Raw genomic sequence first — 16,325 nt, 5'->3', positions numbered from 1 at the left:
CGGGGTAAATTGACGTCACAAGATAGGACAAATCGTCTCTCCGCGCAAATTTAAGGCGGGAAAATATCCGGAAAATTCGATCGCTTCGCACGAAAAACCCCGCACCGGAAGGCGCGGGGTTCTCCGTTGTGCTGCGGACGGGCGTTTATTCGATGGCGAAGGTCGAGACGATGGTCCCTTTTTCGTCGAGGCTGTTCGGGTTGCTGACCGTGATGCCGAATTCTCCGGCGGGTTTGTCGATCAGGGTGAGCAGATAGGACTTCTCGCCGTATTTCTCGGCCGAGAAGCGGAGACGCTCCAATTTATTGGATTTCACGCTGCCGAAGGAACTGACCGAAGACAATTCGGCAAGGCGTTTCTTCTTGCTGGTCTCGAACCGGAAGACATTGATGATCGAGATCGGGTCGGTGGCATTGTCCACGGCCTTGACGATGAACCGGATCTCGTTATCGCCTTTGAGGCGGACGGCAGCTTCGGGCGTGTCGATGATGAGTTTCGTCTTGGCCTTGCCGATGCCGAAAATCTGGGCGCTGGCGTTTGCGCGGGTTCGCAGCAGGACGGTCTCCTTTTCGAGTTTGGAACTGCTGCCGTCGGGCAGGATGGTGACGACCTCCCCGATGAAATCGGGTTCGGCGATTGCGGGCGTTTGCGCGAAGGCGCTGCCAAGAAGCAGCCCGAAAAGGGCTGTACAGAAAAGTTTCTTCATAATCAGAATTGTAAAAAGGCGTTTAGTCGCACAAATATAGAAATTACCAGCTTTTGTGACAACTTTTTCGACAATTTTCCGAACCGAACATGCAAAAAAAATCCTCCCGGTTTTTCAGCCGGGAGGATTTCGGGAGTTTTCTCAGTTGTTGCCGGGAGTTATTCGGCAAGCAGGATTTCGAGCATCTTGATAGCTGCCGTGGCGATCGGCGTACCGGGGCCGAAGATGGCGGCAGCGCCGTCCTTGTACAACTGTTCGTAGTCCTGTGCGGGAATCACGCCGCCGACGATGACGATGATGTCCTCGCGGCCGAGCTTCTTGAGCTCTGCGATGATCTGCGGCACGAGCGTCAGGTGGCCGGCGGCCAGCGACGATACGCCGACAACATGCACGTCGTTCTCGACGGCCTGCTTGGCGGCCTCTTCCGGAGTCTGGAACAGCGGACCCATGTCGACATCGAAGCCGATGTCGGCATAACCCGTGGCAACCACTTTGGCGCCGCGGTCGTGTCCGTCCTGGCCGAGCTTGGCGATCATGACGCGCGGCTGACGGCCCTCTTTCTTGGCGAATTCGGCGCACAGCTCCTTGGCGCGCTCGAACGATTTGTCGTTTTTCACTTCTGAAGAGTATACACCTGAAATGGAACGGATAACAGCTTTGTAGCGGCCTACGACAACCTCGCAGGCATCGGAGATTTCACCCAGCGACGCGCGGACCTTGGCGGCCTCGACGGCCAGTTCGAGCAGGTTGCCCTGCTTGGTCTTCACGCACTCGGTGATAGCGGCCAGCGCCTTCTTCACAGCGGCCTCGTCACGGTTGGCGCGCAGCTCCTGCAGACGCTTGATCTGGCTTTCGCGCACGGCCGTGTTGTCCACGGCGAGAATGTCGATCGGAGCCTCTTTCTCCAGGCGGTATTCGTTGATACCGATGATCTTCTCCTCGCCGGAATCGATGCGGGCCTGCTTGCGGGCCGAAGCCTCCTCGATACGCATCTTCGGAATGCCGGTCTCGATGGCCTTGGCCATACCGCCCAGCTTCTCGACCTCTTCGATGCGCTCCCAGGCTTTCTGGGCGATCTCGTTGGTCAGCGTTTCGATGTAGTAGGAACCGGCCCACGGGTCTACCTCGCGGCAGATGTTGGTCTCTTCCTGGATGTAAATCTGCGTGTTACGCGCAATACGCGCCGAGAAGTCGGTCGGCAGGGCGATGGCTTCGTCCAGGGCGTTGGTGTGCAGCGACTGGGTGTGACCCAGGGCGGCGCCCATGGCTTCGATAGCCGTACGGGCCACGTTGTTGAACGGGTCCTGCTCCGTGAGCGACCATCCCGAGGTCTGCGAGTGGGTGCGCAGAGCCAGCGATTTGGGGTTCTTCGGGTTGAACTGCTTGACGATTTTGGCCCATAGCATACGCGCGGCGCGCATCTTGGCGATCTCCATGAAGTGGTTCATGCCGATAGCCCAGAAGAACGACAGACGCGGTGCGAAGGCATCGATCGACATACCTGCGTTGACGCCGGCACGGAGGTACTCCAGACCGTCGGCGAGCGTGTAAGCCAACTCGATGTCGTTCGTGGCGCCTGCCTCCTGCATGTGGTAACCCGAAATCGAGATCGAGTTGAACTTGGGCATGTTCTTCGACGTGTACTCGAAGATGTCGGCGATGATGCGCATCGAGAACTCGGGCGGATATATATAGGTATTACGCACCATGAACTCCTTGAGGATGTCGTTCTGGATCGTACCGGCCAACTGGTCGAGCGTGCAGCCCTGCTCCAGTCCGGTCACGATGTAGAAGGCCAGTACGGGCAGCACGGCTCCGTTCATGGTCATCGACACCGACATCCGGTCGAGCGGAATGCCGTTGAACAGCACCTTCATGTCCTCCACCGAGCAGATCGACACACCGGCTTTACCCACGTCGCCCACCACGCGCGGATGGTCGGCGTCGTAGCCGCGGTGCGTAGCGAGGTCGAAGGCTACCGACAGGCCCTTCTGGCCTGCGGCGAGGTTGCGGCGGTAGAATGCGTTCGACTCCTCGGCGGTCGAGAAGCCGGCATACTGGCGGATGGTCCACGGACGCATCACGTACATCGTCGAGTAGGGGCCGCGCAGGAACGGGGCGATACCTGCCGCATAGTTCAGGTGCTCCATGCCTTCGAGGTCTTCGGCCGTGTAAGCGCCCTTGACGGGAATACGCTCGGCCGTCAGCCACGGCTCTACCTGTCCGCAGCCTTTCGAGGCGCAGCAGCTTTTCTGCCCGCCTGCTTCGTATGTCAGTTCTGAAAATTTAGCTCTCATGATTAGATTCCCATCTCTTTAAGGTAGAACTTCAGTGTTTCGAGGACGTTCGACTTCACGTTGATGAAGTTCGTAATGCCCTGGGCCTCCAGTTCGGGCGTGCATGCGGGAGCGCCTGCAACCACGAGGATGGCCTTGCCTGCAAGCAATTCCTTCACCTTCGGCGCGGCCTCTGCATAGTCGTCGTCCGAAGCGCAGACTACCACGATTTCGGCCTTCGATTCGAGTGCGGCTTTTACGCCTTCCTCGATCGACTTGAAGAACGTGTTGTCCTGTACGCGGATTCCGGCGCAGCCGAAGAAGTTGCACGAGAACTGGGCGCGGGCACGGGCCATAGCCAGGTTGCCGCAGGTAAGCATGAACGCTTTGGGCTGCTTGCCCGAGCGGTCTACATGCAGACGCATCGCCTCGAAGGCCATGGCGCCGCGGTAGGGCGCGAGGACATTGCCTTCGGCAACGGGACGGGTAACGGCTTCTGCCGTGATCTCCTTCGGGGCGACCTCCGTGAAGTTGGGGAACTGGTTGGCGCCGAGCAGCGTCTGGCGGCGCGTTGCGATCGCTTTGTCCTTGGCGGCGGCCGAAGCGGCTACGCGCTCCTTGATGAAGCCGGCCTTATATGCCTCGGCGTAGCCGCCCTTCTCCTCGATTTCGAGGAAGAGCTTCCAGGCCTCGGCGGCGATCGACTGCGTGAGGTTCTCGACGTAATACGAACCGCCTGCGGGGTCTACGACCTGGTCGAAGTGCGACTCGTGCTTGAGCAGCAGTTCGACATTGCGGGCGATGCGCTTCGAGAATTCCGTCGGGGTTTCGAAGGCGTTGTCGAACGGCGTAACCTCCAGCGAGTGTACACCGGCGATGATGGCCGACATAGCCTCCGTCGTGCCGCGGAGCATATTTACATAGGGGTCGTAAACGGTCTGGTTCCAGTCCGCCGTGCGGGCGTGGATGTGCATCTTGCAGGCGCAGTTCTTCGCGGGATTGTAACCCTTGACGATGTTGGCCCACAGCATACGTGCCGCACGGAACTTGGCGATTTCGAGGAAGTAGTTCGAAGTCACCGCGAACGAGAAGCGCAGCTTGCGGGCGGCCAGTTCGGCGTCTACACCGGCGTCCGTCAGGCGGGCGATGTAGTCGTTACCGGCGGCCAGTGCGAATGCGAGCTCCTCGACGATGGTCGATCCGGCGTTCGAGAAGATGCCGGCCGAAACGGTCACGATGCGGATGTGCTTGTACTCCCGGGTCTTTTCGATCAGCGATGCGATGCGTGCGAAGCACTTCTCGCCGTTGGGCGAGCAGAATTCGCCCTTCTGGGAAAGCCCCTTTACGAGCGGGTCGATCGAGAACGCCACGTGCGCGTCGGCTGCAAGGCCCTCCTTTTCGAGTTTTGCGATCACCAGATCGGCGATGCTGCCCGTCTGCACGCCGCAGAAGGTGATTTTGATCGCGGGGATCGAGATTCCGTCGAGCAACTGGTCGAGCTCTTCGGCCGTGAAGCCTTCCTTCGCGATCGAGAAGCCCAGCGAGTCGACGCCCGAGTTGAGGAGCTTCAGCGCTTCGGCGTTGGCCTCCTTGGGACATTTTACCTCGACGGTCTGATGTACGTTCCAGCGGTTGTGGCTGCGCGTACCTCTGACGTACGGGAACTCGCCTGCCTGCGAGCCCAGAAACTGGATGCCTTCGAGGTTTTCGGCGCGGTAGTAGGGGCGGACGTTGAATCCTTCACCCGTACGCCACACCAGCTTACGCTCGTAATCGGCTCCTTTCAGGTCGGCTGTAATCACCTCCTCCCACTTCTCGGTCGGAACCGGCGGGAACTCGGTGAACAGCTTTTCACGTTTGGTATTTGCCATGACTATTTAGAGATTAGTATGAGTATAGTTTCGATATGTTTCAAAATTGCACGTAAAGGTACAAATTAATTACTTAATTGTAACAAGAAATTGTTACTAAAATAACAGTGCGCCGGATTTTTTGTCGATTCCGGTGTCTGTTTTATTTTCGGGCATTTCAAAACCGGGATTAATATTTTAGAGGCTGTTTGGTGTAATTTTGGTTTAAATATCCTCTATTTTCTGAAAAAACAGAATTTGCGATTTTTGGGTGATTGGCGTGAAAATAGATGTATTTTTCCGAAAAATGCTGAAAATTTCGAGGTGTATGCGTGAAAAATGAGTTATTTTTCGCGAAAATGATGAAAAAATAGACTGTTTTTCGAAAAAATAGTGATTTTGTAAAATGAATATTCTGGAATTATTCGTACATTTGTAACCGGAACAAAAGTTGTACCGCAGCGGGGGAGCGCCCCGGATAGTCAGGTCGGCATGTTCTGCCGAGAGGCAGTTGTCCGGTTGAATTTTGGTTAGGTTTTAGTTTGCAATTATTGGGTTCTTCCCCGCGCGGTTTTTCTTACGAACACTAATCCTTAATCAGTCAGGTATATGTCATCATTACTCAGATTCAAGATGGTCGATGCGGCCATAAATCACACGGCCGTCGAAGTGAAAATCCCCGAGGGACGCCCTTCCGACTATTTCGGGAAGAAGGTATTCGGACGTGCGGCCATGCGGAAGTATCTCGACAAGCGCACGTATGCGGTCCTGCTCGAAACGATGGAAAAACGCGCTCCGCTTACGCGTGAAGTTGCGGACAGCATCGCAGCCGGCATGCGCCAGTGGGCGCTGGAGCACGGCGCCGACCACTATACCCACTGGTTTCAACCCCTGACGGGCGGTACTGCCGAGAAACACGACGCCTTTGCCGAGCCGGACGGCCTGGGCGGTGTGCTGGAGGAGTTCTCCGGCAAGCTGCTCGTGCAGCAGGAGCCCGACGCTTCGTCATTCCCCAACGGCGGCATTCGCAATACGTTCGAGGCCCGCGGCTACTCGGCCTGGGACCCCACGTCGCCCGCCTTCATCGTCGATACGACGCTTTGCATCCCCACGGTCTTTATCGCCTATACGGGCGAGGCGCTCGATTACAAGGTCCCCCTGCTGCGTTCGCTGACGGCCGTCGACAAGGCCGCCACGGAGGTGTGCCGCTACTTCGACAAGAATGTCGAGAAGGTCTTCTGCTACCTGGGCTGGGAGCAGGAATACTTCCTTGTGGACGAGAGCCTTTGGGCCGTGCGTCCCGACCTGATGCTTACGGGCCGTACGCTCATGGGCCACGAATCGGCCAAGAACCAGCAGCTCGAAGACCACTATTTCGGGGCGATCCCGACGCGCGTGATGGCCTTCATGCGGGACCTCGAATACGAGTGCCTGAAACTGGGTATTCCGGTCAAGACCCGTCACAACGAGGTAGCTCCCAATCAGTTCGAACTGGCTCCGGTCTACGAGGAGGCCAACCTGGCCAACGACCACAACCAGTTGCTGATGACTATCATGGATAAGATCGCCCGCCGCCACCAGTTCCGGGTGCTGCTCCACGAAAAGCCTTTCAAGGGTATCAACGGTTCGGGCAAGCACAACAACTGGTCGCTGGGAACCGATACGGGCGTGAACCTGATGGGCCCGGGCAAGACCGCTTCGGAGAACCTCCAGTTTATCACCTTCCTGGTCAATGCCATCGCGGCGGTATACAAGCATAACGGGCTGCTGAAAGCGTCGATCATGAGCGCTACGAACGCCCATCGCCTGGGCGCCAATGAGGCGCCTCCCGCCATCATCTCGACCTTCCTCGGGACACAGGTTTCGGCCGTGCTGGACAAGCTGGCCGCTTCAAAGGGCGACGATGCCATCCGGTTCGATGCCAAGAACGTCTTCAAGATGAGCGGTATTTCGCATATCCCGACGCTGCTGCTCGACAATACCGACCGTAACCGGACTTCGCCGTTCGCCTTCACGGGCAACCGCTTCGAGTTCCGCGCCGTGGGGTCGTCGGACAACTGCGCCGAGGCGATGATCGTGCTCAACTCGGCCATGGCCAACGAACTGACCGAATTCAAGAAGGCTGTGGACGCCAAGATCGAGGCCGGCGCCAAGAAGGAGAAGGCCATTTACGAGGTGCTCAAACAGATGATCAAGGCCTGCAAGCCCATCCGTTTCGACGGTAACGGCTATTCCGACGCATGGAAGGCCGAGGCGAAGAAGCGCGGCCTCGACTGCGAGACCTCTACGCCGCTGATCTTCGACCGCTACCTGGACAAGGCGAGCCTCAAGATGTTCGGCGACATGGGTGTCTTCACCAAAGTCGAGCTCGAAGCCCGTACCGAAGTGAAGTGGGAGACCTACACCAAGAAAATCCAGATCGAGGGCCGCGTGTTGGGCGACCTGGCGATGAATCACATCGTGCCCATCGCCTCGAAATACGAGGCGGTGCTGCTTGACAAAGTCTATAAGATGTCGCAGATTCCGGGTTTGAACGCTGCGCCCGACATCGAACTGATCAAGCGGATTCAGGACCATACGGCTTCGATCCAGAAACTCACCGACGAGATGGTCGACGCCCGCAAGGTGGCCAACCGGATCGAAGACCCGCGTGAAAAAGCGATCGCTTACCACGATACCGTCGCGGTCTGCTTCGACGAGATCCGCCGCCATATCGACAAGCTCGAAGAGATCGTCGACGACCAGATCTGGCCGCTGCCGAAATACCGCGAACTGCTCTTCCTGCGATAGTTTTCGATTTCAGCGGGCATCTTTACGCTTGCTCTCGTGTGGCACGAATGGGACGTATTTCGATACTACCCATCCGTGCCACATTTCGTTTAAGCGCAAACCTGTTCCCCTGAAATCAAAAACCGCTTCTTTGTAAGCGGCGATTTCCGCATAACACCGACAAGCCGGAACAGGGGAATACATGCGTATTCCCCTGTTCCGGCTTCTTTGATTTTAACAATCGGGTGTTCTCCGGTTCCTATTTTCGGTAGACGACTTTCCCGCCGATCATCGTCAGCGAAATGTCGATCCCTTCGTCGAAAAGCACGATGTCGGCGTCTTTGCCCGGGGTGATCGAGCCTTTGCGGTCGTCGATGTGCATCAGCCGTGCCGGGGAGAGCGTCATCACCTGTACCGCTTCGGGCAGCGAAGCGCCCGCTTTGGTCACGTAGTTGCGCACCACGCGGTCCGTCGTGCAGACCGATCCGGCGAACGAACTGCGGTCGGGCAGTTTGGCCACGCCGTCCTCGATGATGGCCGCCATGCCGTCGTCGAGGCTGCCCAGGATGGTGGGGCCGTCGGGCATACCCGCGCCGCGCATGGCATCGGTGATACCGACGATGCGGTCGGGACCTTTCACTTTCCAGATCAGCCGGAGCAGCGGTTCGGGCAGGTGGATGCCGTCGCCGATGGTCTCGACGTAGATGCCGTCGAGCAGGTAGCCCGCCTCGATCACGCCCGCGTAACGCAGGGCGTTGCGGCGTGTGACGCCCGAGCACATCGAGTAAAAGTGGGTGATGCTGTTCACGCCGGCGTCGTAGGCGTCGACGGCCTCGTCGTAGAGCGCCGAAGTGTGGCCCATCGACATCTGGATGCCGCGGCGGGAGAGTTCGCCGATCAGCGCCGCGCTGCCCGGCAGTTCGGGCGCGAAGGTCCAGCGGGCGATCAGGTCGCCGCCTTTGGCAAGGATGGCGTTATAGTCTTCCGGCGTGGGATTCTTGATGTAGCGCGGGTCCTGTCCGCCTTTCATCTCCATCGAGAGATAGCCGCCTTCGATGTGGATGCCGCCGAACGCCGCGCCGCGCGTGTTCCGCTTCGCGGCTTTACGGTAAGTGTCGAACAGGCTGAAAAGCGTGGCGTTGGAGCACGAAGCGGTGGTGGGGTAGATCAGCGTCGTGCCGTGCTGCGCATGCATTTCGGCGGCGCCGAGCATCGCTTCGACCGTGCCGTCCGAGAAGTCGTGGCCCCCGCCGCCGTGGCAGTGCACGTCGATAAAGCCGGGGGCGGCGTAGCGGCCTGCCGCATCGATGACCTCGGCGCCTTCGAATGCATCTTTGAGGTCCACTCCGACGGCTGCGATGCGGCCGTCTTCGATCAGGATCGTCGCGTTTTCCACGACTCGGGAGGGCATCACCACTGCCGCGTTGACGATCTTCACCCGGTGGGGCGCTTCGGCTGCCGCAGGAAGGCAGCATGCCAGCAGTCCGAAAATGGAAAGTAAGGTTTTCATGTTATTGCTGTTTTTCTTCGTCGATATTCTGGATGCGTCCGCCGAACAGGAATACGGCCAGGATGGATACGGGGAAGAGCAGTCCGCCGAAAACGAAGAACGGAGCCCAGCCCGCGCGGGTGATCATCGGCACGACGATCATTGCGAGGATGGTTCCCAATACGGCTGCGGCTCCGCCCAGGCCGGCCAGCGAGCCGACCGTACGGCCGTAGTGGAAGTCGGCGGCCAGGGTCATCAGGTTGGACTGTACGAACTGGTAGCCGCCCAGGATCAGGGCCATCATCACCACGGCGAAGGTTGCCGACGAAGCCATCGTAGCCCCCACGACGCCCGGCAGGGCGATGCACACGCCGACGATCATCGAGCATTTGCGGGCGAAGTTGAGCGAACGTCCGCGCTTTTGCAGCAATCCCGAGAACCATCCGCCGGCAAAGGCTCCGATGGCTGCACCCACGTAGGGAACCCAGGCCGACATGGCCACTTCGCGGATGTCGAGGTTGAAGACTTCGATCAGGTAGATGGGGATGAACGTTACGAAAATCCACCAGACGGGGTCGATGAAGAAGCGGCCCACGATCAGCGCGTAGTTTTTCCGTTCGCGCAGCAGCTCGCCCCAGCTTTTGCAGCGGCAGGGTTCGGTTTTGTGTCCCTCGGGCTGGCCGGAGAGGATGTAGTCGCGCTCTTTGTCGGTGATCCAGGGGTGTTCCTTGGGTCCCTTCTTGTTGACCCAGAGCCAGGGGATGATCCACAATACGGCCAGCGAACCCACTACGGCGAAGGTCGCTTTCCAGCCGAATGCGAGGTAGAGGAACGAAATGACGATCGGGGCGAGGATCGAGCCTACCGAGGTCGAGGCATTGAACAACCCCTGCGCCAAGGCCCGCTCCTTGGTCGGGAACCATTCGGCGTTGGACTTGGTCGTGCCGGGCCACGGTCCTGCTTCGCCCAGCCCGAGCATGAAGCGGAACGCCGTGAGCGATTTGAATCCGGCGGCGAAGGCCGTGAAGGCGTCCGCTGCGCCCCACAGCAGGGCCGAGAAGGCGAAGCCGCGGCGTGTGCCGATACGGTCGTAGAGTTTTCCGGAGAAAAGCTGGCTCAGGCCGTAGGCGATCATGAAGAAGATCGTGATGTCGGCCAGCAGTTTTTTGGACTGCGCTTTGAATTCGGCTTCGGGCATGGCGGGGTCGAGAATCCCCAGCTCGGCGGCGATGCCGCCTACGGCGGTGTAGACGTAGCTGCCGTCAGCCTGTTGTGCGACGCGGTCGGCAGCCGCGACGATCGTCGTGCCGTCTGCGGCGGTCAGTGTGTACGTGCCGCTTGCGGCATCGAAGACTGCCCTGTCGGCGGGGTATTCGCTTTTGGTGTTGGCCACCCACATGTAGTTGAGCGTACCGCGGTCGAGGTAGTTGATGATGGATACGAGCATGATCAGGCTCAGTATGATCCATCTTAATCCATTGACTTTCATATTCGTTTCATTTATTTGTTCCATCTGGGATCCCCGATCTGGAGACCGGGCGTCATATCTTGGCCGAGGCGTAGCGATGCCCCTTCCGCAAGCGGATTGCGGGCGGGCGCTTCGTAGGCTTCGGCAGCCTTTGCGGCGAGTCGTTTCAGTCCGCGTGCACCGGGTATCGAGGCCAGTTCGCCTGTCGCGTAACTATTCTCCACTTCGACTTTGCTGCCGGGACCCACGACGATGAAGCGGCTGGCGGGACCTGCGAAGGTGAAGACCGATTCCGTGACGCGAATGTCGGCCGCGGCATTGCTCAGCCGGATCGTTCCGGCATTGTTGTCCGCGCGGTTGATGTCGTAGAACGTGCAGCGGTCGATCTCGATCCGGGTCTGCATGGCGGCGTTGGTCACGATGGCTCCCCGGGCCATATCGGCGAAAGTGCTGTTGGTGAGTAGTATCTTTCCCACCTCGGTCTGCGACGTGCTGGCCGCCGAGAAGACGAAGTGCTGCGGAAATCCTCCGTTGAAGACCACGCAGTCCTTCACGCGAATCTCTCCGATGCGGTTGCGTCCGGAGCCGGGCGTACGGCTGCCGACCAGTCCGGCGCCCGTGTCGCCGCCCAGGTCGACCGTGCAATCCTCGATGGCGACAAGGCCGATCTCCACGCTCCCTTCCGAGGGGGTGTCGACGAGGAATTTGCTGCCGAGCGTCAGGGCGAGACCACGCAGTACGAGGCGCTCGGCCCCGATGCCGATACGGAACGATCCGATGGCGATGCGGGGGCGTGCACCCGTTTCGCCTACGATGACCGTATTACGCTTTACGGGCAGCGTGCTTTCGATGGTGTAGCTGCCTGCCGCGACCACGAGCGTGTCATTGTCTTTGAGCGTGCGGATCGCCCGTCCCAGGTCGTCGCCCGCGGCGACGTGCCGGGTGGCGGCTCCTGCCGGAAACGCCAGCAGCGCACAGATGCAAGTTACTAATAAATTTTTCATTTTCTGTACCTTTTTAGGTTACTTGTTTACCAGCGAAGCGCTGTCGCGGTCCACGTAGAGCGTGCAGTCGCGGTGCGTACGCAGGATCGATGCCGGGCACGATGTGACGATCGGGCCGTCGCACGTGCCCTTGATGGCGTTTGCCTTGGCGATGGTGGGCACGATGGCGTAGAGTTTCTTTACGAACAGCAGTTCGGGAATGGTGATCGTGTAAGCATGTGTCGGGACCTCTTCGATGCTCTTGAAACAGCCGTCGTTGACCTGCTGGCGGATACACGTCGGGTCGAGGTCGACGGTCTTGACCGAGAGCGGGTCGTCGAAGAACGCCACGTGGGGATCGTTGAAAGCCAGGTGGCCGTTTTCGCCGATGCCCAGGAATACGATGTCGGCGGGCATCTGCCTGAGCAATCCGGCGTAACGCTCGCACTCGGCAGCCGGATCGGCGGCCTTCGAGTCGATGTAATTCACCGATTTGAAGTTCTTTTTCGAGAAGATGCGGTCGCGCAGGAACTGCCCGAACGCCTGCGGGGCATGGGGGTCGATGCCGATGTACTCGTCCATGTGGAACGCGTTGATGCGCGACCAGTCGATCTCTTCCAGCAGCAGGTTGGCGAGAAAGTCGTTCTGCGAGGGGGCCGAAGCGAAGATGATGTTCACTTCGGGTTTGGTGTCCAGCAGTGAACGGATGTATGCCGCCACCTCGCGGGCCGCCACCTCGCCCAGTTCGGCGCGGGTTTCAGAAATCGTGACTTTGAGTCGTCCTTTGGTCAATCGGGTTACCATGTCGTTGAATAGTTTAAAAAGTTTGTTGTTTATTTTTCGTTGATGCGTTTTCCGCGAAGCAGTGCCGCGGCACATTCGTGCAGATATATCTCTATGTTGGTATAGGTTTCCGAAAGGGTGTAGGCCGCGCCGTCGGCCGCATCCGACGGGTCGAGTCCGCGGGCTTGCTCCCAGGCGTCGGGCATCCCGTCGCCGTCGCTGTCCACGGGGGCTTCGGCGGTTTCGTAGACGGGGTATCCGCCGACCTGCGACGGCGTGTCGATCAGCCCCGCCTTGCTCGGTTCTGCCGAGGCTGTATATCCTGTCGACGTGCCGTCGAGGGCATCGGTCGCAGCCCGCAGGTCCACCTTGTCGCGCGGCCATGCCCCTGCGCTTTCGACGACCGAGAGAAATGCCTCGTCGGCGCGCTGCGTCGCCGTGTGGCCCGTCGTGCCCCCGATGGGGAGTTCCGCAATACGCCCCGGCGGTGAGGGCATTCCCTCGCCTCCGGCGCCCGACCAGACGATTCCGTTGTAGTTGTCCGTTTCGATACGGGACAGTCCCGTGCCTGAACGGGTCATGTATCGGTTTCCGTCGATATAAATCTCGGGATAGGCTGCCGGGATGCCTGCCGGTGTCAGCGAAGTTGCAGCGTAGGCCGTCAGGAACCGGTTGCGGGCCGGAGAGTGGGGGCCTTCCTTGTAGTAGTTGTTCACCAGGTTGAAGTGCCCTCCTTCGCCGCCGTAGGAGACCTCGCCTCCCCAGCCGTAAACGACGTTGTTGCGGAAATCGACGTTGCCCCGCCATTCCGAAGCCGGATAGGCCTCGGGATAGCTCGATGCGGCGTCGAAGCGCGGGTTGCGGCTGTCGTGACGCGAGATGAGGTTGTGGTGGTACGATGCGTCGCGGCCGCCCCAGATGCCGCCGTAACCGTGCGGCGACTCTTTTTCGTGGGTCGAGAACCGCAGGCTTTCGGTGAGGATGCACCATTGGAGCGTGAAATTGCGGTTGCGGTAGAACGAAGCGCACTCGTCTACGCTCCAGCTCATCGAACAGTGGTCCAGGATCACGCCGTCGCTGCTCTGTCCTTCGCAGGCGTCCTGCGCCGATCCGGTGTCGAATTCGTCCCCGAGGCGGAAGCGCAGGAAGCGGACGATGACGTTTTCGGCATAGGTGATCGCCAGCGGCCAGTTCTTCAGGCAAATCCCGTCGCCCGGGGCGGTCTCGCCCGCAACGGTGATGTCGCATCCCTGCCCGGCGTAACGCCCGTCGTTGCGGATGTAGAGTTTCGCTGCGAGCGGGATGACGCCCGAGACCTTGAACATAATGATTTTGGGGCCGGGCTGCGTCAGCGCCCAGCGCAGCGATCCCTCGGGCGGCGTGGGGTAGGCGTCGAGCAGGTTGGTGACGTAGTAGACTTTGCCGCCGCGGCCTCCTGTGACGTAGCGTCCGCCGCCCTCGGCGCCGGGGAACGCCGGTGTCCGTTCTCCGGCGGCGGGGCGGATTTGCAGCGAGACGACCACCGGGTTCTTCGTACGGTTGCCTTCGCTGTCGCAGGCGTAGACGCCGTATTCGACGGGGGAATGTTCCGGCGTCGGTACGGTGCGTTCGAGTGTGGGGGTGAAATCTCCCTGCAGCGAGGTTGCATAGCTGTAAGGCGGCGTGCCGCCCGTGACGCACAGGTATTCTTCCAGCCTCACGGTCGTTCCTTCGACCGCTTCGAAGGAGGCTTCGTCGTTGCGCGAGGCGCTCAGCGGAGCGCCCTGCCGCTGCCCGCCGTCCGTACAGGCGGCGAGCAGGCAGATGGCGGCTATGAGAGAGGTTCGTTTCATCGTTTTGTATGCTTTATTCCCAGCGGGGATCGCCGAGTGTGGTTCCGGCTGCTTCCTGTGCGGCACGTACCGACTGGTCCTTGATCCGGAACGAGGCTCCGGCGGCCGACGGGTCGGCCATGGGGTTCTGCCACAGGTCGGCAGGGACGCCGTTGTAGGCGGTCATCCGATCGGCGATGTTGTAGGCGCTCGACCCGAACGTCGGGGTCTGCGCGGCGAAGTGGTAGAAGTTCGTGCAGTCGATCTGCTCCTTGGGAACGTACTGCCCCTCGCCGCTTCCGGCAAACTGGAGTATTTTATAGTTCGACCCGCCGAACCAGAGTACCGAGTTGCGCAGCACTATCCTGCGTTCGGAGGCGTTCGCTGTACCTGCCATGCGGATGTCGATCAGCGCGTTGCTGCCGGTAGAGCCTACGTTGTAGAGCGTACAGTTCTCGACAGAGACCTCATAAGCGTTGTCGGCCGTGTTGGTTACGTAGATCAGGCCGCGGCCGCAGTTGGCGAAGGTCGAATTGCGCATGCTGATCGTCTCCAGTTCGCCGATGCTGCCTGTTGCCGAACCGTAAACGATGTTTTGTGCTTGGGCCGCATTGGAGAAGATGATGGAGTTGGTCACTTCATACCTGTGCAATACCTGTTTGGTCGCTGTGCTCGTTGTAGTCGTATTGAAGAGCGTCGAAGCACCACCCGTAGCGCCCGAATTGAGGTCTACGATGCAGTTGTCGAAGCGGAGCAGTGTGATATCGTAGTCGATTCTGGTCTGCATCAAATAGGTTGCGCAGTTGAAGCGGATGTTGCGGAACACGATCCTGTCCAGCGTCCCTTCGGGGAGGAAATTCTTGGCCATGGTGACCGTTGTTTGCGAGGGATCGTCGGAGTAGAGTTCCAGATTGGACTTAAGGGCGACGGTCGCATCCAACGTATATTCGCCCGCCTCGAGGTAAATGCGCTCCTCCGTGCGGTCGGGATCGCCGATGATGGCGGCGAGATCGTCTCCCGGATGTACGACGATTCCTGCCGGCGCGCCGGTTTCCTGCCGGTTCTCCGGCAATACGGTCCCTAGGTCGAGCAGGATGCGGCGGACAAAGGCGCGCGGTAGCTCGAGTGCTTTTTTCGGAGGAAAGGTATAAATCGCCTTGTCGGTGGTTACGGTAAGCGTTCCTTCGTAGGTCCCCGGTATAGCCGCCATGTAAACCAGATTGGTGTCCGTAGCGCTCTTTCCGCCTACCGTGCCTGCGGTCGTCAGGACGACTTCGATGCTCTTGCTCTTGTCCTCGGATAGAGTCGTACGGTCTACCGGAGGCAGTGCGCCGGTTTCGGGAACGGCGGTCAGGTCGTACCGGAACGTTCCGGCGATATACTCTTCGCCGTTAGCGGTATAGGCGACGGATTTGATTTGCTCGCCTTCGTAGGCCGGATTTGATGTCACGATGTCGTATTCGGCCATAGCGGCGGTCTGCCGGAACCGAAGCTCTTCTGTCGCTCCGTTTTCCGACGCTCCGGCCGCAGGCCGGGGAACAGCTACGAGCGGATTGCAGGACCCGTTGAAATTGGTGCTGCCGACGGCCGCCTGTGTTTGTACCGGGGGAATTGTCAGGCAGACAGCCTTGGCATCGGCCTGTGCCGCAGCGGTGTAGGGGTAATAGGCATAAATCAAATCGCCTTTCTGGTAGGAACCGGCTGCCGCTTCGAACGTAACCGGTACGGTCTGGAGGTTAGGCGCAGCCTCGGCGTTTGTTGTCGGAGCGGCTGCGTTGATGTAGATTCCCACACGGTCTGCAGCCTGCCAGCGGATCGTGTAACTTTCGCCGTCGAACGAAGTGCGCGATTCGGCGCCGCCTGCATCGTGCTCGTCGGCAATGGCGGCAAATCGGATCGAAACCTTGTTTTCCGGTGTGTCGGTCTCCGCCCGGTCTTTCGAGCAGGAGACGAATGCCATTGCGGCTGCCGCAAACAGCATCGGGATGCCTGTGATTCGTTTCATGGTTTCTGTCGTTTGTCAGAACCAATCTTCGCTGGAGCCGTAATCCGAACCGGTTCCCTCTGTACCGTCCGTCTCGTCGTAATTTATAATGCCGCTTTGGGCGAAACCCCGTTCGATCTGAATGTTCAGTATCTCGATACTCGGTGCGGAGTAGCTTGCAATATGTCGATTCATACTATCAATTT

Annotated in this window: 11 protein-coding genes; 1 reads left to right on the top strand and 10 read right to left on the bottom strand. The window is 59.4% G+C overall.

The window, feature by feature from the left end; all coding sequences use genetic code 11:
• Window positions 1–145 precede the first annotated feature (145 nt).
• The 3 genes from KG007_RS02850 to KG007_RS02840 form a co-directional block, all read right to left on the bottom strand.
• A complete protein-coding gene (locus KG007_RS02850; RefSeq protein WP_213347282.1) occupies window positions 146–706 on the bottom strand; it encodes a hypothetical protein in 561 nt (186 codons plus the stop codon).
• Window positions 707–864: 158 nt separating this feature from the next.
• A complete protein-coding gene (gene scpA, locus KG007_RS02845) occupies window positions 865–3,003 on the bottom strand; it encodes a methylmalonyl-CoA mutase (protein ID WP_213347281.1) in 2,139 nt (712 codons plus the stop codon).
• A gap of 2 nt (window positions 3,004–3,005) precedes the next feature.
• Window positions 3,006–4,853: a methylmalonyl-CoA mutase family protein gene (locus KG007_RS02840; RefSeq protein ID WP_213347280.1), complete on the bottom strand. Its 1,848-nt coding sequence runs from the start codon at window positions 4,851–4,853 to the stop codon at window positions 3,006–3,008.
• Between the two features lie 612 nt (window positions 4,854–5,465).
• Here KG007_RS02840 and KG007_RS02835 point away from each other — a divergent pair.
• A complete protein-coding gene (locus KG007_RS02835) occupies window positions 5,466–7,622 on the top strand; it encodes a glutamine synthetase III family protein (RefSeq protein ID WP_195458768.1) in 2,157 nt (718 codons plus the stop codon).
• Window positions 7,623–7,860: 238 nt separating this feature from the next.
• Here the strand turns inward: KG007_RS02835 and nagA are convergent, their stop codons facing one another.
• Genes nagA through KG007_RS02800 form a run of 7 tightly spaced genes read right to left on the bottom strand, consistent with a single transcriptional unit; the run spans window position 7,861 to window position 16,314 of the window.
• A complete protein-coding gene (gene nagA / locus KG007_RS02830) occupies window positions 7,861–9,111 on the bottom strand; it encodes an N-acetylglucosamine-6-phosphate deacetylase (protein ID WP_213347279.1) in 1,251 nt (416 codons plus the stop codon).
• Window position 9,112: 1 nt separating this feature from the next.
• On the bottom strand, window positions 9,113–10,579 hold the full coding sequence (locus KG007_RS02825; RefSeq protein ID WP_195458500.1) for an MFS transporter: 1,467 nt from the start codon (window positions 10,577–10,579) through the stop codon (window positions 9,113–9,115).
• Window positions 10,580–10,590: 11 nt separating this feature from the next.
• Window positions 10,591–11,562 carry a right-handed parallel beta-helix repeat-containing protein gene (locus tag KG007_RS02820; protein ID WP_213347278.1) on the bottom strand — a complete coding sequence of 324 codons (972 nt, stop codon included), beginning with the start codon at window positions 11,560–11,562 and terminating at the stop codon, window positions 10,591–10,593.
• A gap of 18 nt (window positions 11,563–11,580) precedes the next feature.
• Window positions 11,581–12,345 carry a glucosamine-6-phosphate deaminase gene (locus KG007_RS02815; RefSeq protein ID WP_195458498.1) on the bottom strand — a complete coding sequence of 255 codons (765 nt, stop codon included), beginning with the start codon at window positions 12,343–12,345 and terminating at the stop codon, window positions 11,581–11,583.
• Between the two features lie 29 nt (window positions 12,346–12,374).
• Window positions 12,375–14,156 (bottom strand): pectate lyase, encoded by a 1,782-nt coding sequence (locus KG007_RS02810; RefSeq protein ID WP_213347277.1) that lies wholly within the window; start codon window positions 14,154–14,156, stop codon window positions 12,375–12,377.
• A gap of 13 nt (window positions 14,157–14,169) precedes the next feature.
• A complete protein-coding gene (locus tag KG007_RS02805; RefSeq protein WP_213347276.1) occupies window positions 14,170–16,140 on the bottom strand; it encodes a hypothetical protein in 1,971 nt (656 codons plus the stop codon).
• 15 nt (window positions 16,141–16,155) lie between these two features.
• Entirely contained in the window at window positions 16,156–16,314 is a 159-nt protein-coding gene (locus KG007_RS02800; RefSeq protein WP_213347275.1) for a hypothetical protein, read from the bottom strand.
• Between the last annotated feature and the right edge of the window lie 11 nt (window positions 16,315–16,325).

This window comes from Alistipes montrealensis (assembly GCF_018362775.1).
Classification (GTDB): domain Bacteria; phylum Bacteroidota; class Bacteroidia; order Bacteroidales; family Rikenellaceae; genus Alistipes; species Alistipes montrealensis.
Note: the sequence above shows the minus strand (reverse complement) of the source record. Positions and strands in the feature narration are given on the sequence as shown.

Excerpts from the sequence above, each read along its gene's own strand:
- KG007_RS02805 (WP_213347276.1), bottom strand. The coding sequence starts at position 16,140 with ATGAAACGAATCACAGGCATCCCGATGCTGTTTGCGGCAGCCGCAATG.
- KG007_RS02800 (WP_213347275.1), bottom strand. The coding sequence starts at position 16,314 with ATGAATCGACATATTGCAAGCTACTCCGCACCGAGTATCGAGATACTG.
- KG007_RS02810 (WP_213347277.1), bottom strand. The coding sequence starts at position 14,156 with ATGAAACGAACCTCTCTCATAGCCGCCATCTGCCTGCTCGCCGCCTGT.
- KG007_RS02825 (WP_195458500.1), bottom strand. The coding sequence starts at position 10,579 with ATGAAAGTCAATGGATTAAGATGGATCATACTGAGCCTGATCATGCTC.
- KG007_RS02850 (WP_213347282.1), bottom strand. The coding sequence starts at position 706 with ATGAAGAAACTTTTCTGTACAGCCCTTTTCGGGCTGCTTCTTGGCAGC.
- KG007_RS02835 (WP_195458768.1), top strand. The coding sequence starts at position 5,466 with ATGGTCGATGCGGCCATAAATCACACGGCCGTCGAAGTGAAAATCCCC.
- scpA (WP_213347281.1), bottom strand. The coding sequence starts at position 3,003 with ATGAGAGCTAAATTTTCAGAACTGACATACGAAGCAGGCGGGCAGAAA.
- nagA (WP_213347279.1), bottom strand. The coding sequence starts at position 9,111 with ATGAAAACCTTACTTTCCATTTTCGGACTGCTGGCATGCTGCCTTCCT.
- KG007_RS02820 (WP_213347278.1), bottom strand. The coding sequence starts at position 11,562 with ATGAAAAATTTATTAGTAACTTGCATCTGTGCGCTGCTGGCGTTTCCG.
- KG007_RS02815 (WP_195458498.1), bottom strand. The coding sequence starts at position 12,345 with ATGGTAACCCGATTGACCAAAGGACGACTCAAAGTCACGATTTCTGAA.
- KG007_RS02840 (WP_213347280.1), bottom strand. The coding sequence starts at position 4,853 with ATGGCAAATACCAAACGTGAAAAGCTGTTCACCGAGTTCCCGCCGGTT.